The following is a 21,675-nucleotide window of genomic DNA, read 5'->3' on the forward strand; positions in this document are numbered from 1 at the left end:
TTTGTTTTTACCATTACTACTTTGTATATGAAAAAGTATAATGGTTAAGATATTAATATACATTGCTTATGGTAGTTAAATAGTTATAATGAAAAATATATATGATGAAGGGAGGATTTGAATGAATTTTAACAAAAAGATAAAGTTGATGTTTTCTACAATATTAGTGATTATTTTATTATTAATGTCATCAACATCAAATATAGTTATGGCTAAGGAAGAATTTAATATCAATGCAAAATCTGCCTTATTAATGGATGCATCTACTGGGGAAATACTTTATGAGAAAAATATTCATGAAAAACTGCCTCCTGCAAGTATTACTAAGATAATGACTCTATTGTTAGCAATGGAAGCTTTAGATAGTAATAAAATTAGTTTAAATGATCAAGTACAAATAAGCGAAAAAGCATCAGGAATGGGTGGAAGTCAGATATATCTTGAGCCTGGAGAAATTCAGACAGTTGAAAACTTGATAAAAGCTATTTGTTTAAGGTCAGCTAATGATGCATCTGTTGCTTTAGGAGAACATATTGCAGGTAGTTATGATTTATTTGTTAAGATGATGAATGACAAGGCTAAAGAATTAGGAATGACTAATACAAACTTTATGAATTCTACTGGCCTTCCGACAGAAGGGCATTATACTAGTGCATATGATATTGCTTTGATGTCTAAAGAACTATTGAAACATGAAAAAATACATCAATGGCTTACATTATGGATTACAAATATAAAGGTTGGAAAAAATAATGACATAGTACAAACTTTAGTAAATACTAACAGATTAATTCACGATTATAATGGTGCTAATGGTATAAAAACTGGTTATACAAGTGAGGCTGGATATTGTCTCTCAGCTTCAGCTCAAAGAGGGAATCTAAAGCTTATAAGTGTTATTTTAGGATGTGAAAGTTCTAGTATTAGATTTAGTGAATCAAAAAAATTACTTGATTATGGATTTGCTAATTATGACTCTCTTCCGCTTTATAAAAAAGGTGATTTTATTAAAAAAGTAAAATTAAAAAAGGGATTGTCTGAAGATGTTAATGTTATAATAGAAAATTCTGTAAATTTGTTAATTAAAAAAGGTAGTAGTAAAAGTGTAGAAAAAGAAATTAATCTCCCTGAATATATTGAAGCTCCTATTAGCAAAAATCAAAAAGTTGGAGAAATCATTTTTAAAATTGATAATAAAGAAGTAGCTAGAGCAAACTTAATTGCTGAAAAAGATGTGGAAAAGGCCGGTTTTTTTGATATGTTAAAGAAAATGATTAGGAATATGTTAATTTTTGATAAATAGAAAAAATTAGAATAGCATTTAATTAGTAAGCTAGATATATTGTAATTTTAGTCGATACATTATACAATATATCTAGCTTTACTTTTTTATAATTATAATAAATATTTGAAATGATTTTTAGATTTTTACTTAAATAATATAAAATATCAATTTTTAATATTATGTGATAAGATATATTCAAAAAATAGGATATTGAATTTATCTAAAATTAGAAAGAAGGTATTTAGTTTAATGTTTAATAATATAACTAACCAATTATTAAGTAAATTAATATCATTACCTGGGTTACTGATTGCTATTACTTTTCATGAATTAGCCCATGGGTATTTTGCATATCGACTTGGCGATCCTACTGCAAAAAATAGTGGAAGATTATCGTTAAATCCTCTTGCTCACATTGATATTGTAGGTTTTCTATTACTGTTTATTGTTGGATTTGGTTGGGCCAAGCCAGTGCCTATTAATCCAATGTATTTTAAAAAGCGAAAATCTGGAACTATTATTGTATCCTTAGCTGGACCAATATCAAATTTTGCTATTGCAATTATTTTAGCTTTAATAATTGGTTTGATGGTCAAGTTACAAGTTATTAGAAATGGATTGTTATTAAATATGATTTTAATAACTATATGGTATAATATTATTTTAGGTATATTTAATCTTTTACCGTTTCCACCTTTAGATGGCTCAAAAATACTTGCTAGCTTATTGCCAATAAAATTTGAAATGTTATTTTATAGATATGAAAAATACCTTTATGCGATTCTTATATTGTTAATAGTAACCAATTCAATAAACAAGATATTAGGTCCATTAGTACAATTTGGATATGACAGTTTATTAAAGTGTATTTCCCTTTTTTTCTAAGTTAAACTAACAAATAGAGGTTGTTATGATATGAAATATAAACTTGTTTTAGACACATTTGAGGGTCCTTTAGATTTATTATATCATTTAATTGAAAAAAACAAAGTTGATATATATGATATTCCTATTGCTCAAATTACTGAGCAGTATATGGCTTATTTAAATAGTATGAAAGAATTAGATTTAGAAATTGCAAGTGAGTTTTTAGTTATGGCTTCGACTTTATTAGAAATCAAATCTAGAATGCTCCTTCCTAAACATAATAATGTAGAAGGAAAACAATTAGAAATTGAAGATGTCGACCCAAGAGATGAGTTAGTGAAAAAATTGATTGAATACAAAAAGTATAAAAATGTAGCTCTTGAGCTAAAAAATAAGGAAGAAATACAAAAAAAGATTTATTATAAATCTAAAGAAGAAATAAGTGAGTATAATACAGAAGAGTTGCCAAAACTTGAAAATATTCAACTTAAAGACTTAGTAAAAGCTTTTTCAAAAGTTATTAGTAAAAGTAAATATAACGAAAATATAATAAAATTTAAGGAAATACATAAGGAAGAGATAACAATTGAAGATAAAATGAAAAATATTATTGACATAATTTCAAAAAAGAAAAAAGTTAAATTTGAGGAACTCTTTGAAGGAGACAAAAATAGAAGTATGGTAGTAATTACTTTTTTATCTATTTTAGAATTAATAAAGCTAAAAAAAATTACTGTAAATCAAAAAGACAATTTTAAACCAATAATTATATCTATTATAAATTGAAGTAAGGTGGAGTGTGTATTATGGATAGAAAAGAGATATTTGGGATAATAGAGGCATTATTGTTTGTATGGGGTGATCCTCTTTCTATTGAGGATATATCACGCGTACTAGAAATAGATAAAAAAGTAGTAAAAGAAATTATGAGTGAAATGATAGATGAATTTAATTATAATAGAAGAGGATTACAAATAGTTCAAATAAATAATAAATATCAATTATCTACGAGAAAGGAGCATTTTGATTGGATTAAAAAGTTATGCGTACCTAAAAGAAATAAAAGTTTGTCAAGTGCTGCATTAGAAACTTTATCAATAATTGGATATAAACAGCCTATTACAAAAGCTGAGATAGAAGCTATAAGAGGTGTTAAATGTGATAAAGCATTATACACATTAATTGAAAGAAATTTAATCGAAGAAAAGGGTAGAATTGATAAACCGGGAAAACCTATTATATATGGTACGACTGATGAATTTTTAAGATATTTTGGACTAAAATCTATAGATGAATTACCTAATATCGATGATTTAACAGAATCAATAAATGAGAAAATTGACGAAAATAAATAGCACATTTATGTGTTATTTTTATTTTTATGGGAAAAATAGTTATCTGAGGATATTTACTTTTTTTACTCGAGGTGTTAATAAAGTGAAATATATCATAGTTTTTGGAATAATTATATTTATTCTATTTTTCCCATTTTATATCAATATTAAGATAGTAAAAACTAAAAAAAAGAATACTGTAAAAATAGGAATAGGAATTTTAAGTAATAAATTACGATTATTTTATAAAATAAATCCTGAAAGAATCAAAAAAAAAGCTGGGATAAAGATAGATAAAAATTTTATTGGATTTCTAAGAAAAAGTTATAATAATTATTTTAATAAAAAAAACAAGAATAGGTTAGTTGTTTTTCTAAAATCATTATTAACTCATTTAAAGTTTAAGGAATTAATAATAGAAACTAAATTTGGTTTTTTTGATGCAGCTCAAACAGCTATATTAGCAGGTATTATATTTTCTATTAAAAGTTTTTTTACTGCTTATTTAACAAATAAGGTAAAAGTAGATAAAATTAGATTTAATGTATTGCCTGTTTTTTCAATAAATTATACTGAAATTAACTTTAACTGCATAATAAAATATAAATTAGTTTATATTATTATTGCATGGTTAAGTTGTATAAAAGTTAGAAAAAAGGTGGTGGATTGAATTTGACAGAATATCCTATTGAGGCATTAATGAAGACAACGATGGAAAGCTTAAAAGATATGGTTGATGTAAATACTATAGTTGGTGATCCTGTAGAATCTTCAGATGGATTAGTTATAATCCCTATATCAAAAGTTTCCTTTGGCTTTGCATCTGGTGGAGCGGAATATAATTTAAATAAGGTTTCTCACAAAGAAGAGGTAAATAATAATGATAGGAAAATTCCATTTGGAGGAGGTTCTGGGGCAGGAGTTTCAGTACAGCCTGTTGCTTTTATAGTTGTAGGAAACAACCAAATAAAAATGTTGCCTGTTGACCAAGGGAGTAGTGCTTTGAACAATTTATTGGATTTTATACCTAAGCTTACAAACAACTTACAATCAATACTAAAGAATAAATGTTCAAATGATAAGGGTAATAAGAATAATATAGATGATGTAAAAAATCATTCTCAAAAAGACGTGGAAAATTAGGGGTGAAAAAGATCACCCCTAATTTAAATTGTATAATGCAATTTTCTGTCTAATTAGAAAATATCGCTAGGAAATTTCACTATTATTCTTTGAAATAATGATTATATAAAGTTTAATAGTAGATTTAATAATTGATAATTTATTTCATTAATTAAAAATACGGAGTGATTATATTGAAATTATATAAACAAGTAGCTTTATTTTTCTCTTTAATTATAGTACTTACTAATATTAATGTATTTGCAGAAGGCAATGTTAGTTATGGTCAAAGTAGTATACTTATTGATAGAAAATCAGGTAGAGTGTTGTATAAGAATAATGAAAATCTAAAATTACCAATGGCTAGCACGACAAAAATTATGACTGCTTTAATTGCTCTAGAAAATGGAGAATTAGATGATATAGTAAAAATTGATAAAAGAAGTGTTGGTATAGAAGGTTCAAGCATATACCTTAGAGAAGGAGAGGAAATTTCTTTAAGAGATTTATTATATGGTTTAATGTTAAGGTCAGGAAATGACGCTGCAGTAGCTATTGCTATTCATATTAGTGGTAGTATAGATGATTTTGTTAAATTAATGAACGATAGAGCAAAAGAAATAGGAGCAATAAATACTAACTTTGTTAATCCACATGGACTTCATAATGATAATCACTATACTACAGCATATGACTTAGCTTTAATTACGAGAGAAGCAATGAAAAATGATGAATTTAGAAAAATAGTTAAAACCAAGCTTTGGGTTGCAGATAGGGATATTAATAAGTATTTTTATAATAAAAATAAAACTTTATGGCAATATGAAGGTGGTGATGGGGTTAAAATTGGCTATACACAAAAATCTGGTAGATGTTTAGTTTCTAGTGCTACAAAAAATGGCATGCAACTAATAGCTGTTACACTGAATAATAATTCATGGTTTCAGTCATGTTATAACTTGTTTGATTATGGATTTAACAATTATAAGCCCATGGTAGTTTATGACAAGGGTCAGTTTATTGGTAATATATATGTATCTAATGGAAAAAAGGATACTATTTCAGCAGTAACAGCTGATAGTTGTGTGATTCCTCTAAAAGAAGATGAGGTGAAAAATATAAAAATTGTAACTAAAATTCCTGAGAGTTTACAAGCTCCAATTTATAAAGGACAGAAAATTGGAATTATAAAAGTTTTTATGAATGGAAGCATAGCTTATATTGATGATTTAGTTGCTAAAGAAGATATTTTAGAAAAAAATTGGATCGAAAAGATACTTGATAGAATTTTTATAAAAAAAACGGCTTGATATGCCGTTTCTTTTATTTAGTAACAAAATATTATATTATTAAATATTCTAATATTATAGTAATAAATGAAGGGAAGGATAAATTTGCTTAAATATAGCGTAAAATGTATAGATGGAGGAAGTGAGTATTGCCCTTGTGAATTAGGTGTTTGTGATAATTGTATGATTTGTTCTCAAATGCAAGGGAAAGAATTTTGTGATTGTAATTGGCAGGGTACGTGTATTTATTATGAATATGTTATGAACGGTATGAAAAGTAAAGCAAAGAGAAATGAGTATATTTGTAGCATAGTAGAAAAAAAAGTACTAAATAATAAATTAAAGATGTTAATTTTAAAAGTAAGTAAAAATTTAGTTATTAATTCTGATGAACCTGGCTCTTATATCTTTATAAGAGGTAAAGATACAAAACAATATTATAATTTACCACTATCAGTGTTCGATGTTGATAAGGAAAATCAATTAATGTACTTAGTTTATGAAATAGTAGGTTCGAAAACCAAAAAACTCGATAGCATAAAAGACGATTTTATTCTAAGAGGACCATATTGGAATGGAATATTTGGCATAGAAAATTTGAAAAATTCGAAAGGTATGAATTGGATGATTGTAGCCAAAGGTATAGGGCAGGTTCCAACATTGTTATCAATTAAAAAATTATGCAAAAATAATAATAAAGTTTACTTACTTATTGATAAAGGAGATATAAATATAAATTTTGTTCAAAGTTATATTCAGCCTTTAAATGGTGAAATATTTGTTGAAGAAGTACATTCGATTAATGAAAATCAAATTAAAGAGAAAATAGATAAATTAGACATTAAATATGTTTTAAGCTGTGGATCAGACATTCTTCATAATAAGTTATTGCGTTGTATTGAGACATTAGAAAATCCACCTCAGTTATCTATAACAAATAATTATGAATTATGCTGTGGAGAAGGTATATGTGGAGGTTGTAACGTTCGATTTGAAGAAGGATTGAAAGTTCGTGCGTGCAAAGCTCAAATATTACCTACTGCTGCAATAAAAAGGAGGATTTTAAATGATTAAAATTGTTGTTATTGGTGGAGGTTGGGCAGGATGTGCGTCTGCTATAGCAGCAAGAAAAGCTGGTGCAGATGTTATTTTGCTTGAAAAAACTGACCTTTTGGTAGGATTAGGAAATGTTGGTGGCATTATGAGAAACAATGGGAGGTATACTGCTGCAGAAGAGAATATATTTCTAGGGGGAAAAGAATTATTTGAGATAACAGATAAAGCTGCTAGGCATAAAAATATTAACTTTCCAGGTCATAAACACGCATGGCTTTATGATGTAACTAAAGTTGAGCCAATGGTTAGGAGATTATTAAAAGAAATGAATATTAAAGTAATGACTAAAAGTAGAGCCATAGATGTTATTATGAATAATAACAGTATTGAAGGTATAAAACTTGCAGATGATAGGGTCATTAAAGGTGATGTTTTTATTGAAACTACTGGTTCAACAGGACCTATGGGAAATTGTTTAAGATATGGTAATGGTTGTGCAATGTGTATTTTAAGATGTCCTACTTTTGGGCCTAGAATAAGTATAAGTAAACGAGCAGGGATAAATGATTTAGTTGGAATGCGTAGAGATGGTACTTATGGAGCTTTTAGTGGGTCATGTAAATTAAATAAAGATTCTTTAAGTAAAGAAATAAGGGAAAAATTAGATAAGGAAGGTGTTGTTATTTTAAAAGTTCCTAAGGAAGATATAAATAAAGATAAATTAAAATTAAAAGTATGCGAACAATATGCACTTGAAGAATTTGCTGAAAATATTATTTTGCTTGATACGGGCCATGCGAAGTTAATGACACCATTTTATCCTTTAGAAAAGTTAAGAAAAATTAAAGGACTTGAAAATGCTAGATATGAAGACCCTTATTCTGGAGGAATTGGAAATTCGATTCGATTTTTATCTATGGCACCTAGAGATAATACGATGAAAGTTAATGGTATAGATAATTTATTCTGTGGTGGAGAAAAATCAGGTTTAATTGTAGGGCATACTGAAGCTATTGTAACTGGAACATTGGCTGGGTATAATAGTGTTAGATTATATAAAGGAATGCCAACACTAGAATTACCTAAAGATCTTGCAATTGGAGATTTTATAGCTTATGTAAGAGACCAAATGCAAACAGAAGATGGAATGAAAAAAAGATATACTTTTGCTGGAGCTAGTTATTTTAAAAGAATGAATGAAAAAGGTTTGTATTCATATGATAATGAAGAAATAAAAAGCAGGGTTAAAAAACTAGGATTATTAAATATTTATAATGAAAAATTATAATATACTATTATAATATTCATTTTACTGGACTTAAGTAAAAGAAATGGTATAATATAGTTAACAAAAGAAAGAAGGTGTTATATGAGGCTGCAAAAATTTATGGCTGAATGTGGTGTAGCTTCGAGAAGAAAATCAGAAGAAATAATTAGAGCTGGAAGAGTAACTGTTAATGGAGAAAAAATTACAAAAATGGGATTTATCATAGATCCAGAAACAGATATTGTTATGGTAGATAATAAACTAATTAAAAAAGAAAAGAAAAAAATTTATATAGCATTAAATAAGCCAAAAGGTTATGTTTCTACTGTAAGTGATCAATTTAATAGAAAAACTGTATTAGACCTTATTAAAGGTATAAATGAAAGAATATATCCTGTAGGTAGATTGGATTATGATACCACAGGATTACTTTTGTTAACTAATGATGGACATTTAGCATATAAGCTTACTCATCCTAGTCATATGATTAATAAAACTTATATTGCTAAAGTAAAAGGTATACCCAATCAGTATGAATTAGATAAATTTAAAAGTGGATTAGTTATTGATGGATATAAGACTTCAAAAGCTGATATTAAAATTTTAAAAAAATCATCTAAGTATTCTATTTTAAAAATAGTTATACATGAGGGAAGAAATAGGCAAGTTAGAAAAATGTGTGAAGAAATTAACCATCCTGTAATGGAATTAGATAGAATTGCTATTGGTTGTATTTCTTATAGAGGAATAGAACAAGGAAAATGGCGTTATTTAAAAAAGGATGAAATTAATTACTTAATTGATTCTTAGAAATATAGACAATTATAAAACATTATGTTTTTACATAATGTTTTTTCTATAATGAATTAAATATAAAAATAAATAAAATTATATGTCAAATTTTTAAACAGGAGGAAAATATGATTGTATCAAGAAAAATGAATTATAATAATGAATATAATTCTATAATTAATATTCTAAATAAAAATGGAATAAAAGATGTATTAAATCCTAAAGATCACATTTATATACTTGAAGAAAATGGAGTTATCATAGGAGTAACTAAGGTTGTTTTTAAATCAACTTCATCTGCTTTTTTAGAATATTTAGTTATAGACAAATTAAAAAGAGGAGAAGGTTTTGGAGATGGATTATTGAGATCAGTATTGAATTATTGTATGTCAAAAGGGGTAAGTACAGTTTATTATTATCATTATAATAGCTATTTAATGTATAAAGGTTTTGAGAAAGTTGATAATAACATTTTAAAATGTGATTTAAATAAATTTTTTAGTAGAGGATGCAGCCAAAAAAGGAGATGATTATATGAGATTTACACTTTTCAAGAATGCTGTGGAGATTAATAAACACTTGGTAAAAAAAATGGTTAAAGAAGGAGATATTACTGTTGATGCAACTGTAGGAAATGGGAATGATACTATTTTATTAGCTGAATTAGTAGGCGATACTGGCAAGGTTTATGGTTTTGATATTCAGTGTGAAGCAATAACGAATACTGAAAATATACTTAAAAAAAGAAAATTAGATATGAGAGTAAAACTTATAAATGATGGTCATGAACATATGGATAAGTACATCGAGAGTAATGTAGATTTTGTAGTTTTTAATTTAGGCTATCTTCCTGGTAGTGACCATAAAATTATTACTAAACCTGATACGACTATTAAAGCTCTTAATTTAAGTTTATCTCTCCTTAAAAAAGGCGGAAAAATTAATATAACTTCCTATTATGGACATCCTGGTGGACTTGAAGAAAAAACTGCTATTGAAAAATTTTTATTAAGTTTAGACCAAAAAATGTATAATGTAATAAAATTTAGTTTTGTTAATCAGGTAAACAATCCGCCAATTCTTTATTGTATTGAAAAATTAACTAGTTGAACCATAAATTTTGATTTGAAAAAAGTATAAAAGTCTCTACATAATTACTACAAATTTAAAATATCCAATAAAATGTTTTAATGCAATTTAAAAAATATTGAATAGGAGGAAAAAGATGAAGATATTAGTGACAAATGATGATGGAATAAATGCAATAGGTATAAGAAAATTAGCTGAAGCTTTAAAAAAATTAGGTGATGTTTTTGTAATTGCACCTGATAGGGAAAGAAGTGCAACAGGTCATGCAATAACGATGCACGAACCATTAAGGGTAAAAAAAGTTGATTATTATAGTGAAGAAATAAAAGCTTGGAGCATAAATGGCACTCCTAGCGATTGTGTTAAATTAGGGATAACTTCTTTAATTCCTGACAGACCAGATATAGTAGTTTCTGGAATTAATAATGGGCCAAATCTTGGTACAGATGTAATATACTCAGGTACTGTTTCTGCAGCAATTGAAGGTGCAATAAATGGAATACCATCTATTGCTTTATCGCTTGCAGGTGTAGGAAATAATAAAAAATATGAAGGAGCGGCGTCTTTATCTTGCTTTTTGGTTGAAGAATACTTATATAAATGTAAGAATGCTATACTAAATATTAACTTTCCGCTATTAGATTTAAAACAGATTAAAGGGATACGAATTACAGAGCTTGGAATTAGGAAATACAATAGTTCATACATTAAAAGAGTTGATCCAATGGGAAATGAGTATTACTGGTTATCAGGTGAATTGATTAAAAATAATATCATCAAAAATAGTGATATTAATGCTATTGAAAATGGCTATATTTCAATTACACCGCTACATTACAACTTGACGGATTTTAGAGCATTAAAAGAAATCAGTCAAATGAGCAAAAATTTTGATTGTGAAAAAGTCAATTATGAATAAAATGAAATAAAACTTGCAAAATATGCTTTTATACAAAGAAAAATGAAATAAAACTTGCAAAATTATATAAAGTTTGTTATTATATATTTAAAGTTAAATTATTTAATTGAGGGGGATTTAAAGTGATAGACTCTAAAAAAAAGAAACTCCATATAGACCTGAAATGGTGTAAGGGCTGTGGAATATGTGTAGCTTTTTGTCCTAAAAATGTGTTGGAATTAAAAAATGATAAAGTAAATATTAAAGATCCTGAAGCGTGTATTCAGTGTGGACAATGTGAGCTTAGATGTCCAGACTATGCTATATATTTAGGAGGTAAATCAGATGACTAATCGTAAAGAAATGTTAATGCAGGGGAATGAAGCTTGTGTTGAGGGTGCAATTGCAGCAGGAATGAGATTTTTTGCCGGATATCCAATAACTCCGTCAACAGAAATTGCTGAGTTGTCTTCAGTTAAACTGCCAAAATATGGTGGAAAATTTATTCAAATGGAAGACGAAATTGCAAGTATGGGAGCAACAATTGGAGCATCACTTGCTGGACTAAAATCTATGACTGCTACAAGTGGTCCAGGATTTTCATTAAAGCAGGAAAACATAGGTTATGCCGCGATAGCAGAAGTTCCATGTGTTATTGTCAATGTTCAAAGAGGAGGTCCAAGTACTGGATTACCAACTTCACCATCACAAGGAGATGTTATGCAATCAAGATGGGGAACACATGGAGATCATCCGATAATTGTACTTACACCTAGTTCAGTTAAAGAAACTTATGATATTACCATAAAGGCTTTTAATTTTGCAGAAAAATATAGAACCCCAGTAATTTTACTTATGGACGAAGTTATTGCTCATATGAGAGAAAAAGTTGTGTTGCCTGATCAATCTGAAATAGAAATTTTTGATAGAAGAAAACCAAGTAAAGATGATGCTAATTATTTACCATATAAAGTTACTGATGGAGAACTGGTTCCACCTATGGCTGCTTACGGAGAAGGTCATAGATTTCACGTTACTGGTCTTGTTCATGATGAAACTGGATTTCCTAGCAATAGTCCTAAAGTAGCAGATGAGCTTATTAATAGGTTAATGAATAAAATACGCAATAATATTGATGATATTTCTTTATATGAAAAATACAAAATTGATGATGCTGATATTGCTTTTGTAGCTTTTGGTGGTACAGCAAGGTCAGTAAAAAGTACTGTTGAAATGGCTAGAAAAAATGGAATTAAAGCTGGTTTGTTTAGACCAATTACATTGTGGCCTTTCCCAGAGAAACAAATTATAGAATTGGCTAAAAAGGTTAGAAAAATAGTTGTTGTAGAAATGAATTTAGGTCAATATTTCTTAGAGGTTGATAGAGTAGCAAATAAATATACTGAAGTAATTAAATTTGGTAGAGCTAATGGTGAACTGATGACGCCAGATGAAATATTGACTGTAATTAAGGAGGTCTAAAAAGTGCCTAATCAATTGAGGAAATTGCATAATTTTAAATTGTTGATTTTTCTAAATTTCACTGAACGCAAAAAGGAGTTTCACCCCTAAATGTCGAATATATTAAGTAGACAAACTCAATACCCGAAAGGAGTGAAACTTCTTAAATGTATATTCGACAAATGAGCTTGATTTCCTTTGAGGAAATTATGGAATTTCAACAAGAAACTAAATTAGAGATGATTTTATCTCAGATTGACATTTCTAATTTAGCTTGCAAACTAAGAAAATCTCATAATTCTAAAGGCCCGAAGGGCTATGATCCTGAAACTTTAATTTATGCTTTGATTGCTATGCAAGTAGAAAAAATTCAAACTATAAAAGATTTAGTTCTTAATCTTAAGCAAAATCCTGTTTTAAGATTCTGTTGTGGTTTTAGTGTCCTTGGCAAAGTACCATCCGAATCTACTTTTAGCAGATTTTTAGATAAATTAACTCAAACTGATGAACTTGAACAATTGTTTCATACCTTAGTTGTTAAAGCAAAAGAACTTAATATAATTGATGGAGAACATGTCTCTATTGATTCAACAAAATTAAGTTCTTATGAATCTGCTAAGCGTAAAAAATATATCGTAGATGATGACTATAACCCTAACTGGGGGATAAAAAAAGATACTAATGGTAACACCGTAAAATGGTTTGGTTGGAAGCTTCATATATTATGTGATTCTAAAAGTGAACTACCATTAGATATTTTATTAACCCCAGCAAGCACTTATGATGGCACTGTAGCTATACCTTTAATAAAGCAATTTTTTAATAATTATAAAGATATTTTTAAGCCTAAATATTATGCTATGGATTCTGGGTATGACTTTGAGTATGTTTATAAAGATATAATAAACGAATTTAATGGTATTCCAATAATAGCTTACAATCCTAGACGAAGCTATGCCCCACCTGCTGGATTAGATGAAGATTTTAATCCTATCTGCTCCGCAGGATATAAATTAGTATATTGGGGCAAAGATGGAAAATATCTTAAATTCCGTTGCCCTCACGCTTTAGGTAAGTGTAATTGTCCTTATGGAATGAATTGGTGTTCTTCTTCTACCTACGGATATACTTTTAAAGTCAATTATAAAGAAAATCCAAGGCATTATGGATATCCTTTAAGGTCTTCTACTAGTTGGAAAAAGTTATATGATAAAAGGACATCAGTTGAAAGATGTAATAGTAGACTTAAAGAATATCTAAATTTAGATAACATAAGGTCTAAAGGTATTAAAAAAGCCAAGGTTCACTCATTATTAAATTGCATAGCACTTATAGCTGGAACAATATCATTAAATTCAAGTAAAGTTGTTAATAAAGCTGCCTAACGGCATAAAATTACCTTTATTTAGGAGGTTCTTTGCATTATTCTAAAATAAATATCAAATTTAAAATCTCATTTTCAATGAGCTATCGCTCTATGCTCTTTTTTTCTACTGTGAAAAAGATGAATTATGCAATTTCCTCAATTAATTAAAAAATACTTTAGAACAAATAGATTGCCACATATTTGGTGTCCAGGTTGTGGCCATGGTATTTTAATGAAATCGATAATTCAAGCAGTAGATAACCTTGGATTAGATAAAAATGATGTATGTATAGTTTCTGGTATAGGTTGTTCTTCAAGGGCTCCAGGATATTTAGACTTTAATACTTTACATACAACCCATGGAAGAGCATTGGCTTTTGCTACAGGTATAAAAATGGCAAATCCTAAATTGAATATAATAGTTATTACTGGCGATGGAGATTGTTCAGCAATTGGAGGAAATCATTTAATCCATGCTGCAAGAAGAAATATAGATATTACAACTATAGTATTTAATAATAATATTTATGGAATGACTGGAGGACAATATTCACCTACAACACCTACTGGTGATAAAGGAACTACAGCACCATATGGAAATATTGATAATAATTTTGATTTGTGTAAATTAGCAAAAGTAGCAGGAGCTACTTATGTTGGAAGGGCTACTGCGTATAGTCCTAATATTTTAGTAAAATTAGTAGAAGAAGGAATTAAAAATAAAGGTTTTTCTTTTATAGAAGGCATTAGTGTATGTCCAACATATTATGGAAGAAAAAATAAAAAAGGTGATGCTGTAGATATGATGAAATTACTTAAAGAAAAATCTATCAATGTTAAAGCAGCAGAAAAAATGAACGAAAAGGATCTTGAGGGAAAAATCATTGTTGGTGAATTATATCGAACTGATGGAATGGAATACACTGAAAAATATCAAAAAATAATTGATAGTTTACAAAAGGAGCGATAGTATGTACAGTAAATTAGAATTAAGATTAAGTGGTTCTGGAGGTCAGGGACTTATTCTAGGTGGAATTATTTTAGCTGAAGCAGCTATATTAGACGGAAAAAATGCTGTACAATCTCAATCTTATGGTCCTGAAGCGAGAGGTGGAGCAAGTAAAGCAGAAGTTATTATAAGTGAAGATGAAATTAATTACCCAAAAGTTAGAGAATGTGATATACTATTATCATTAACACAGTTATCTTGTGATAAGTATTTTAATTCATTAAAAAAAGGTGGCTATTTAATTATAGATAGCAGCATTGAGGCTCCTACGTGTCGTGATGATATAAAAATTTACTCAATTCCAATTTTGGATACTGCTCATAACAAATTGAAAAAATCAATGGTTGCTAATATTGTAGCATTAGGAGCTATATGTGAATTAACTAAAGTTGTATCAAAAGAATCTTTGAAGAAAGCAGTACTAAATCGTGTTCCAAAAGGTACTGAAGAACTTAATCAAAAAGCGTTAGAAGAAGGGTTTAATTTAACTAATAGTTGCAAGGAATGATGTTATGGAAGAAAAAAATTTAGATTTGATAAAAACCATACAACAGAGATTTCCTAAATTAAGCAAAAGTCAAAAATTAATTGCCCAGTATATAATGACACATTATGATAAAGCTGCTTTTATGACTGCAGCAAACCTTGGAGATATTGTAGGTGTTAGTGAATCAACTGTTGTGAGATTAGCTAATACACTTGGTTTTGATGGATATCGTGATTTACAAAAAATATTACAAGATTTAGTTAAAAACAAGTTGACCACTGTACAGCGAATAAGTATGTCTGAAGAATTTTCTCATGAAGACATATTTTTAAAAAAAGTTCTTAAAAGAGACATAGAAAACATAAGACAAACCATGGAGAAAATTGACATAGATGTTTTTGAAAAGGTTGTTGATTCTATTTATGAAGCAAAATCAGTATATATATTGGCATTTAGAAGTTCTACTTTCTTAGCAGGATTTTTAGGTTTCTACTTAGGATTGATTTTAGATAATGTAAAAGTTGTTAGCTTTGGTGTGAGTGATGTTTTTGAACAATTAATTAAAGTTTCAAAAGATGATTTAGTTATAGGCATTAGTTATCCAAGATATTCCAAGAAAACGTTAGAAGCATTGAAATTTGTCAAAGGAAGAAAATGCAAAATTGTTGGAATAACTGATAGTTTAATATCTCCTGCTGCATCTTTAGCAGATTATACTTTAATAGCAAATAGCAATATGGTTTCTTTTGTCGATTCATTAGTTGCTCCAATGAGTTTGTTGAATTCACTGATTATAGCTGTAGGTATGAAGAATAAAAAACGAATAACAGAGTATTTTGAAAAATTGGAAGATATATGGAAAGAATATAGTATATATGAAAATTCTAAAGACGATGATTAAGAAGAAGCTAAATAGCTTCTTTTTTTTTAATAAAAATGTCATATATGATATTATCATACTTGATAATAAATAATTAATAACAAAAAAAAGCTAAATATGTTATACTATTATAGTATAAACTCATTATAACATATACAAATATTTCTAAATTAAGGAGCTGAAAAAATATATGAATAAAATATATTTAGTTAGACACGGTGAGACTAAATGGAATAAAATAAAAAAAATACAAGGTACAAGTGATATAGAGCTAACCCCTAAAGGATTTAAACAAGCTAAAAAAATAGCCAATAGGCTTGCAAATGAAAAAATAGACTTGATATATTCTAGTGATTTAAAAAGAGCATACAAAACAGCAGAAATAATAGCTAATAAATTAAAATTAAAAGTAAATGTATCACAAGCTCTAAGGGAAATTAATTTCGGGTGCTGGGAAGGGTTAACTTTGTCAGAAATACAAAATAAATATTCTAATGAATACCTTTTGTGGATGACTGAGCCTCACAAATTACAAATTTCAAATGCTGAAACCTTGATGATAGTGAAAGAAAGAACAGTTAAATTTATTAAGGAAATTATTAACAATAGTAATGATAAAAATATATTGGTAGTATCACATGGAGCTGCAATTAAAGCTTTTATACTTGGTATATTAAACATTGATATATCTCATATCAATAAATTAGTAATTGATAATGTAAGTTTAAGCATCATAGAATTTAGAGATTATAATCCTGTTCTAAAACTATTGAATGATACATCACATTTAAAGGAGGACTAATTTAATTGAAAAACAAAATTGCTGTTATTGGTGGAGGCCCAGCTGGAATTTTAGCGGCTGGAACTGCTGGAAGCCTCGGTAAAGATGTAACTATATTTGAAAAAAACGATAAAATAGGAAAGAAATTATTTATTACTGGAAAAGGAAGATGCAATATAACTAATTTATGTGATATTGAAGATATCATTAATAATGTAGTTGTAAATAATAAATTTTTATATAGTGCCTTTTACACTTTTACTAATGAAGACATTATTAATTTATTAAATAATTATGGAGTAAAAACAAAAGTTGAAAGAGGAAATCGAGTGTTTCCTTTGAGTAATAAATCAAGTGATGTAATCAAAGCTTTTCAAAGATACTTATTAGATAATAAGAGGAAATTGCATAATTCATCTTTTTCACAGTAGAAAAAAAGAGCATAGAGCGATAGCTCATTGAAAATGAGATTTTAAATTTGATATTTATTTTAGAATAATGCAAAGAACCTCCTAAATAAAGGTAATTTTATGCCGTTAGGCAGCTTTATTAACAACTTTACTTGAATTTAATGATATTGTTCCAGCTATAAGTGCTATGCAATTTAATAATGAGTGAACCTTGGCTTTTTTAATACCTTTAGACCTTATGTTATCTAAATTTAGATATTCTTTAAGTCTACTATTACATCTTTCAACTGATGTCCTTTTATCATATAACTTTTTCCAACTAGTAGAAGACCTTAAAGGATATCCATAATGCCTTGGATTTTCTTTATAATTGACTTTAAAAGTATATCCGTAGGTAGAAGAAGAACACCAATTCATTCCATAAGGACAATTACACTTACCTAAAGCGTGAGGGCAACGGAATTTAAGATATTTTCCATCTTTGCCCCAATATACTAATTTATATCCTGCGGAGCAGATAGGATTAAAATCTTCATCTAATCCAGCAGGTGGGGCATAGCTTCGTCTAGGATTGTAAGCTATTATTGGAATACCATTAAATTCGTTTATTATATCTTTATAAACATACTCAAAGTCATACCCAGAATCCATAGCATAATATTTAGGCTTAAAAATATCTTTATAATTATTAAAAAATTGCTTTATTAAAGGTATAGCTACAGTGCCATCATAAGTGCTTGCTGGGGTTAATAAAATATCTAATGGTAGTTCACTTTTAGAATCACATAATATATGAAGCTTCCAACCAAACCATTTTACGGTGTTACCATTAGTATCTTTTTTTATCCCCCAGTTAGGGTTATAGTCATCATCTACGATATATTTTTTACGCTTAGCAGATTCATAAGAACTTAATTTTGTTGAATCAATAGAGACATGTTCTCCATCAATTATATTAAGTTCTTTTGCTTTAACAACTAAGGTATGAAACAATTGTTCAAGTTCATCAGTTTGAGTTAATTTATCTAAAAATCTGCTAAAAGTAGATTCGGATGGTACTTTGCCAAGGACACTAAAACCACAACAGAATCTTAAAACAGGATTTTGCTTAAGATTAAGAACTAAATCTTTTATAGTTTGAATTTTTTCTACTTGCATAGCAATCAAAGCATAAATTAAAGTTTCAGGATCATAGCCCTTCGGGCCTTTAGAATTATGAGATTTTCTTAGTTTGCAAGCTAAATTAGAAATGTCAATCTGAGATAAAATCATCTCTAATTTAGTTTCTTGTTGAAATTCCATAATTTCCTCAAAGGAAATCAAGCTCATTTGTCGAATATACATTTAAGAAGTTTCACTCCTTTCGGGTATTGAGTTTGTCTACTTAATATATTCGACATTTAGGGGTGAAACTCCTTTTTGCGTTCAGTGAAATTTAGAAAAATCAACAATTTAAAATTATGCAATTTCCTCAATAATATTAAAATTTTATTAAATAAAAGAATTAAAACAATTAAAAAATTAAATACGAATAAATTTTTATTAACTACATCCGATAATAATAGTTATAAATTTGATAAAGTTATAATAGCAACTGGTGGTAAAACATACCCTGTTACAGGTTCTACAGGAGATGGATATATTTTTGCTAAGTCGCTAGGGCATAATATTATAGAACCTAAACCAGCTCTTGTACCTTGTAAAATAAAAGAAAAATGGATAAAACAAGTTCAAGGTCTTTCTTTAAAAAATGTAAAAATAAAAGCAATTTTAAATAATAAAATAATTTTCGAAAATTTTGGTGAAATGTTATTTACCCATTTTGGCATTTCTGGACCAATAGTCCTTACAATGAGTAGTTATATTAATAAATTTAGTAATAAAAAAATTGATATTGTTTTAGATTTAAAACCAGGTTTATCTAAAGAAAAATTAGAAAATAGATTAATTAATGACTTTAAAAAGTATGCAAATAAACAGTTTAAAAACTCGTTAAACGATTTACTTCCTAAAAAATTAATTTCACCTATCATAGAACTTTCTAAAATAAATCCTGAAAAAGTAGTAAATCAAATTACAAAAGAAGAAAGACTTACGCTTACTCAGCTTATAAAAGGATTAAAAATGACATTTGACGGATTAAGACCTTTAGAGGAAGGTATTGTAACATCAGGAGGAGTTGATACATCTGAAATAAATCCTACTACAATGGAATCAAAAAAAGTTAAAGGTTTATATTTTGCAGGGGAAGTAATTGATGTAGATGCTTTAACAGGAGGATTTAATTTACAAATTGCCTATTCAACCGGATATTTAGCAGGGTTAAATTGTTAACAAAAGATATTAATACTCATATAGTCTATAAACAATATACTTTTTTCTATCATAATAACATAGTATTAAATATAAACTATATATAGACTATATGAGGAGTGGTAACTTTGAAAAACAACTATAATGATTTTCTCAGAAAAGTTGAATGGTTATTATTAACAATGACCACTATTTGTTTTACCTTATTAATCTTTTTTCAAACGATAGATAGCAATAATTATACTTCTGTTTTTTCTAACAATTATACTTCTATAGGTATTGATAAATCGAATTATGGAATAATAATAATTGCAATAAACGACACTAAATTTTCAAATGTTGAAGTAATAAAAAATGGAAAAATCGAAAATAGTTTTAAAAAGGATAAAGAGATTTCTATAAAAGTTAAGGATAAAGATATTTTAGAAATAAACGGTTCGATGTATCAGGAACCTGTAATAGTTAAAATAGTAGGAATTAGCAAAAATATAAAATATCCCAATCTCAATCAAATTATTAAAACTTCAAAAAGTATAGAATTAATTGGTGAAGTACGTCTAAAATAGTCTTGAGAATGAACTTCTTATATTATATAATAAATGTGGGTGTGATACTTACTACTAGATTAAATACCAGTGAAAATAAAGTGATTTTTAACATTTTATACTGGTAAACCACCTTAACGGTGGTTATATTTAATTGAAGGAGTTGATAAATTGCAAAGTTTAAAAATAGCTATTGATGGCCCTGCTGGAGCAGGTAAGAGTACTGTAGCAAAAATATTAGCTAAAAAATTGGGAATTGAATATATAGATACAGGAGCTATGTATAGAGCTTTTACATTAAAGGTAATTAATAATAATTTAGACACAAAAAATATAAAAGATATATTAAAATTACTTAAAGAAACTAATATTAACTTTGCAAATAATCATATATACCTAGACGGAAATATAGTTGATGAAGAAATTAGACAGAATATTGTAAATAATAATGTTTCCAAAATTGCTAAAATTCCTGATGTTAGAAAACGTTTAGTTGAAATTCAAAGAAATATAGCAAAAAATAAAAGCGTTATTATGGATGGTAGGGACATTGGTACTCACGTTTTAACTAATGCTAACTTTAAATTTTTTATAACTGCATCAGTTCAAGAAAGAGCAAAAAGAAGATTTAAAGAATTGTTAAAAATAGATAATACAATAACGTTAGAAGAAGTTGAAGAAAAAATAATATTGAGAGATAAAATAGATAGCACTAGAAAAATCTCACCTTTAAAAGCAAGTGAGGATGCTATTATCATTGATACAACGAATAAAACTATTGAAGATGTTGTAAATATTATGATTAATATAATAAAAGGGAAGTGATAAATTGAATTTTTATAGCTTCGCTAAAGGTCTAGTAAAAATTGTCTTTAAAATTTTTTTTAAAATTGAAGTTAATGGATTAGAATATATCCCTAGTAATACGAGAGCAATCATTTGCTCTAATCATATTAGTGTACTAGATCCAGTTATGGTTGGTATAACAATGCCAAGAAGAATATATTTTATGGCAAAAAAAGAATTGTTTGACAAAAAGTTATTAGGTTTGATAATAAATAAACTTGGTGCCTTTCCAGTCGATAGAAATGCTAACGATCTAGGATCTATTAGAAAGGCAATAAAAATTCTTAGAGAAGAAAATATTCTTGGCATGTTTCCAGAAGGGACAAGAGTAAAAGAACAAGATATCAATAGTGCTAAGCCTGGAGTTTCTATGATAAGCATTAAAGCTAAATCTCCAATTATACCAATATACATAGATACTGAATATAAACTATTTAAATCAGTAAAAATAACTGTGGGCAAACCAATTGAATTCAAGGAATTCTATAATAAAAAATTAAAAATAGATGACTATAAAATGCTTAGCCAAAAAGTAATGTCTGATATTTATAGTTTAGCTGATACTAGGAGGAGTTAAT

General features: G+C 27.8%; 26 protein-coding genes. 25 read left to right on the forward strand and 1 reads right to left on the reverse strand.

Annotated elements, in window-relative coordinates; genetic code table 11:
• Nucleotides 1-121 precede the first annotated feature (121 nt).
• The 21 genes from ACZ41D_RS08250 to ACZ41D_RS08350 all read left to right on the forward strand — a co-directional run bounded on the left by ACZ41D_RS08250 (nt 122) and on the right by ACZ41D_RS08350 (nt 17,414).
• Nucleotides 122-1,303 (forward strand): D-alanyl-D-alanine carboxypeptidase family protein, encoded by a 1,182-nt coding sequence (locus ACZ41D_RS08250; RefSeq protein WP_464150962.1) that lies wholly within the window; start codon nt 122-124, stop codon nt 1,301-1,303.
• Between the two features lie 231 nt (nt 1,304-1,534).
• Entirely contained in the window at nt 1,535-2,170 is a 636-nt protein-coding gene (locus ACZ41D_RS08255) for a site-2 protease family protein (protein ID WP_464150963.1), read from the forward strand.
• Between the two features lie 30 nt (nt 2,171-2,200).
• Nucleotides 2,201-2,938 (forward strand): segregation and condensation protein A, encoded by a 738-nt coding sequence (locus ACZ41D_RS08260; RefSeq protein WP_464150964.1) that lies wholly within the window; start codon nt 2,201-2,203, stop codon nt 2,936-2,938.
• A 20-nt stretch (nt 2,939-2,958) separates the two neighbouring features.
• Nucleotides 2,959-3,507, forward strand: a complete 549-nt coding sequence (gene scpB / locus ACZ41D_RS08265) for an SMC-Scp complex subunit ScpB (protein WP_464150965.1) — start codon at nt 2,959-2,961, stop codon at nt 3,505-3,507.
• An 82-nt stretch (nt 3,508-3,589) separates the two neighbouring features.
• Complete coding sequence (locus tag ACZ41D_RS08270) at nt 3,590-4,156, forward strand: DUF2953 domain-containing protein (protein WP_464150966.1); 567 nt, start codon at nt 3,590-3,592, stop codon at nt 4,154-4,156.
• Nucleotides 4,157-4,158: 2 nt separating this feature from the next.
• Complete coding sequence (gene ytfJ / locus ACZ41D_RS08275) at nt 4,159-4,629, forward strand: GerW family sporulation protein (protein ID WP_464150967.1); 471 nt, start codon at nt 4,159-4,161, stop codon at nt 4,627-4,629.
• Between the two features lie 173 nt (nt 4,630-4,802).
• Nucleotides 4,803-5,918: a D-alanyl-D-alanine carboxypeptidase family protein gene (locus ACZ41D_RS08280; protein WP_464150968.1), complete on the forward strand. Its 1,116-nt coding sequence runs from the start codon at nt 4,803-4,805 to the stop codon at nt 5,916-5,918.
• Between the two features lie 84 nt (nt 5,919-6,002).
• Nucleotides 6,003-6,971: a sulfide/dihydroorotate dehydrogenase-like FAD/NAD-binding protein gene (locus ACZ41D_RS08285; protein ID WP_464150969.1), complete on the forward strand. Its 969-nt coding sequence runs from the start codon at nt 6,003-6,005 to the stop codon at nt 6,969-6,971.
• Nucleotides 6,964-8,241 (forward strand): FAD-dependent oxidoreductase, encoded by a 1,278-nt coding sequence (locus tag ACZ41D_RS08290; RefSeq protein ID WP_464150970.1) that lies wholly within the window; start codon nt 6,964-6,966, stop codon nt 8,239-8,241. Before ACZ41D_RS08285 ends, ACZ41D_RS08290 begins: the two co-directional genes overlap by 8 nt.
• An 81-nt stretch (nt 8,242-8,322) precedes the next feature.
• Nucleotides 8,323-9,030, forward strand: a complete 708-nt coding sequence (locus tag ACZ41D_RS08295; RefSeq protein ID WP_464150971.1) for a pseudouridine synthase — start codon at nt 8,323-8,325, stop codon at nt 9,028-9,030.
• Nucleotides 9,031-9,140: 110 nt separating this feature from the next.
• Nucleotides 9,141-9,542, forward strand: coding sequence for a GNAT family N-acetyltransferase (locus tag ACZ41D_RS08300; protein WP_464150972.1), 402 nt, complete (start codon nt 9,141-9,143; stop codon nt 9,540-9,542).
• Nucleotides 9,543-9,546: 4 nt separating this feature from the next.
• Complete coding sequence (gene mnmM, locus ACZ41D_RS08305) at nt 9,547-10,122, forward strand: tRNA 5-(aminomethyl)-2-thiouridylate-methyltransferase MnmM (RefSeq protein WP_464150973.1); 576 nt, start codon at nt 9,547-9,549, stop codon at nt 10,120-10,122.
• 115 nt (nt 10,123-10,237) lie between these two features.
• Nucleotides 10,238-11,020, forward strand: a complete 783-nt coding sequence (gene surE / locus ACZ41D_RS08310; RefSeq protein WP_464150974.1) for a 5'/3'-nucleotidase SurE — start codon at nt 10,238-10,240, stop codon at nt 11,018-11,020.
• Nucleotides 11,021-11,142: 122 nt separating this feature from the next.
• Nucleotides 11,143-11,352 carry a 4Fe-4S binding protein gene (locus ACZ41D_RS08315; protein WP_464150975.1) on the forward strand — a complete coding sequence of 70 codons (210 nt, stop codon included), beginning with the start codon at nt 11,143-11,145 and terminating at the stop codon, nt 11,350-11,352.
• Complete coding sequence (locus ACZ41D_RS08320) at nt 11,345-12,481, forward strand: 2-oxoacid:acceptor oxidoreductase subunit alpha (RefSeq protein WP_464150976.1); 1,137 nt, start codon at nt 11,345-11,347, stop codon at nt 12,479-12,481. The genes ACZ41D_RS08315 and ACZ41D_RS08320 overlap by 8 nt, the downstream gene beginning before the upstream one ends.
• Before the next feature lie 161 nt (nt 12,482-12,642).
• The gene (locus ACZ41D_RS08325) at nt 12,643-13,845 is read left to right on the forward strand and encodes a transposase (protein ID WP_464150977.1); all 1,203 of its coding nucleotides are present in this window, start codon (nt 12,643-12,645) and stop codon (nt 13,843-13,845) included.
• Between the two features lie 126 nt (nt 13,846-13,971).
• Entirely contained in the window at nt 13,972-14,796 is an 825-nt protein-coding gene (locus ACZ41D_RS08330; RefSeq protein WP_464150978.1) for a 2-oxoacid:ferredoxin oxidoreductase subunit beta, read from the forward strand.
• Between the two features lies 1 nt (nt 14,797).
• Complete coding sequence (locus ACZ41D_RS08335; RefSeq protein WP_464150979.1) at nt 14,798-15,343, forward strand: 2-oxoacid:acceptor oxidoreductase family protein; 546 nt, start codon at nt 14,798-14,800, stop codon at nt 15,341-15,343.
• A 4-nt stretch (nt 15,344-15,347) separates the two neighbouring features.
• Nucleotides 15,348-16,223 (forward strand): MurR/RpiR family transcriptional regulator, encoded by an 876-nt coding sequence (locus ACZ41D_RS08340; RefSeq protein WP_464150980.1) that lies wholly within the window; start codon nt 15,348-15,350, stop codon nt 16,221-16,223.
• Nucleotides 16,224-16,392: 169 nt separating this feature from the next.
• On the forward strand, nt 16,393-17,004 hold the full coding sequence (locus tag ACZ41D_RS08345) for a histidine phosphatase family protein (RefSeq protein ID WP_464150981.1): 612 nt from the start codon (nt 16,393-16,395) through the stop codon (nt 17,002-17,004).
• Between the two features lie 5 nt (nt 17,005-17,009).
• The gene (locus ACZ41D_RS08350; protein WP_464150982.1) at nt 17,010-17,414 is read left to right on the forward strand and encodes an NAD(P)/FAD-dependent oxidoreductase; all 405 of its coding nucleotides are present in this window, start codon (nt 17,010-17,012) and stop codon (nt 17,412-17,414) included.
• 105 nt (nt 17,415-17,519) lie between these two features.
• On the opposite strand, the gene ACZ41D_RS08355 is transcribed toward ACZ41D_RS08350, so the two are convergent.
• The gene (locus tag ACZ41D_RS08355; RefSeq protein ID WP_464150977.1) at nt 17,520-18,722 is read right to left on the reverse strand and encodes a transposase; all 1,203 of its coding nucleotides are present in this window, start codon (nt 18,720-18,722) and stop codon (nt 17,520-17,522) included.
• Nucleotides 18,723-18,821: 99 nt separating this feature from the next.
• Between ACZ41D_RS08355 and ACZ41D_RS08360 the strand changes: the two genes are divergently transcribed.
• From ACZ41D_RS08360 to ACZ41D_RS08375, 4 genes are all read left to right on the forward strand, one after another.
• Nucleotides 18,822-19,727: a BaiN/RdsA family NAD(P)/FAD-dependent oxidoreductase gene (locus tag ACZ41D_RS08360; RefSeq protein ID WP_464153130.1), complete on the forward strand. Its 906-nt coding sequence runs from the start codon at nt 18,822-18,824 to the stop codon at nt 19,725-19,727.
• Nucleotides 19,728-19,834: 107 nt separating this feature from the next.
• On the forward strand, nt 19,835-20,272 hold the full coding sequence (locus ACZ41D_RS08365) for a hypothetical protein (protein ID WP_464150983.1): 438 nt from the start codon (nt 19,835-19,837) through the stop codon (nt 20,270-20,272).
• A gap of 150 nt (nt 20,273-20,422) precedes the next feature.
• Nucleotides 20,423-21,076 carry a (d)CMP kinase gene (cmk, locus tag ACZ41D_RS08370; protein WP_464150984.1) on the forward strand — a complete coding sequence of 218 codons (654 nt, stop codon included), beginning with the start codon at nt 20,423-20,425 and terminating at the stop codon, nt 21,074-21,076.
• A gap of 4 nt (nt 21,077-21,080) precedes the next feature.
• Nucleotides 21,081-21,674, forward strand: coding sequence for a lysophospholipid acyltransferase family protein (locus ACZ41D_RS08375; RefSeq protein ID WP_464150985.1), 594 nt, complete (start codon nt 21,081-21,083; stop codon nt 21,672-21,674).
• Nucleotide 21,675 lies beyond the last annotated feature (1 nt).

This window comes from Brassicibacter thermophilus, assembly GCF_055378355.1.

Bases quoted from the DNA above. Each gene is read 5' to 3' on its own strand.
- ACZ41D_RS08335 (WP_464150979.1), top strand. From the start codon at position 14,798: ATGTACAGTAAATTAGAATTAAGATTAAGTGGTTCTGGAGGTCAGGGA.
- ACZ41D_RS08260 (WP_464150964.1), top strand. From the start codon at position 2,201: ATGAAATATAAACTTGTTTTAGACACATTTGAGGGTCCTTTAGATTTA.
- ACZ41D_RS08325 (WP_464150977.1), top strand. From the start codon at position 12,643: ATGAGCTTGATTTCCTTTGAGGAAATTATGGAATTTCAACAAGAAACT.
- ACZ41D_RS08320 (WP_464150976.1), top strand. From the start codon at position 11,345: ATGACTAATCGTAAAGAAATGTTAATGCAGGGGAATGAAGCTTGTGTT.
- surE (WP_464150974.1), top strand. From the start codon at position 10,238: ATGAAGATATTAGTGACAAATGATGATGGAATAAATGCAATAGGTATA.
- ACZ41D_RS08340 (WP_464150980.1), top strand. From the start codon at position 15,348: ATGGAAGAAAAAAATTTAGATTTGATAAAAACCATACAACAGAGATTT.
- ACZ41D_RS08255 (WP_464150963.1), top strand. From the start codon at position 1,535: ATGTTTAATAATATAACTAACCAATTATTAAGTAAATTAATATCATTA.
- ACZ41D_RS08300 (WP_464150972.1), top strand. From the start codon at position 9,141: ATGATTGTATCAAGAAAAATGAATTATAATAATGAATATAATTCTATA.
- scpB (WP_464150965.1), top strand. From the start codon at position 2,959: ATGGATAGAAAAGAGATATTTGGGATAATAGAGGCATTATTGTTTGTA.
- ACZ41D_RS08345 (WP_464150981.1), top strand. From the start codon at position 16,393: ATGAATAAAATATATTTAGTTAGACACGGTGAGACTAAATGGAATAAA.
- ACZ41D_RS08355 (WP_464150977.1), bottom strand. From the start codon at position 18,722: ATGAGCTTGATTTCCTTTGAGGAAATTATGGAATTTCAACAAGAAACT.
- ACZ41D_RS08250 (WP_464150962.1), top strand. From the start codon at position 122: ATGAATTTTAACAAAAAGATAAAGTTGATGTTTTCTACAATATTAGTG.
- ACZ41D_RS08295 (WP_464150971.1), top strand. From the start codon at position 8,323: ATGAGGCTGCAAAAATTTATGGCTGAATGTGGTGTAGCTTCGAGAAGA.
- ACZ41D_RS08330 (WP_464150978.1), top strand. From the start codon at position 13,972: ATGCAATTTCCTCAATTAATTAAAAAATACTTTAGAACAAATAGATTG.
- ACZ41D_RS08290 (WP_464150970.1), top strand. From the start codon at position 6,964: ATGATTAAAATTGTTGTTATTGGTGGAGGTTGGGCAGGATGTGCGTCT.
- mnmM (WP_464150973.1), top strand. From the start codon at position 9,547: ATGAGATTTACACTTTTCAAGAATGCTGTGGAGATTAATAAACACTTG.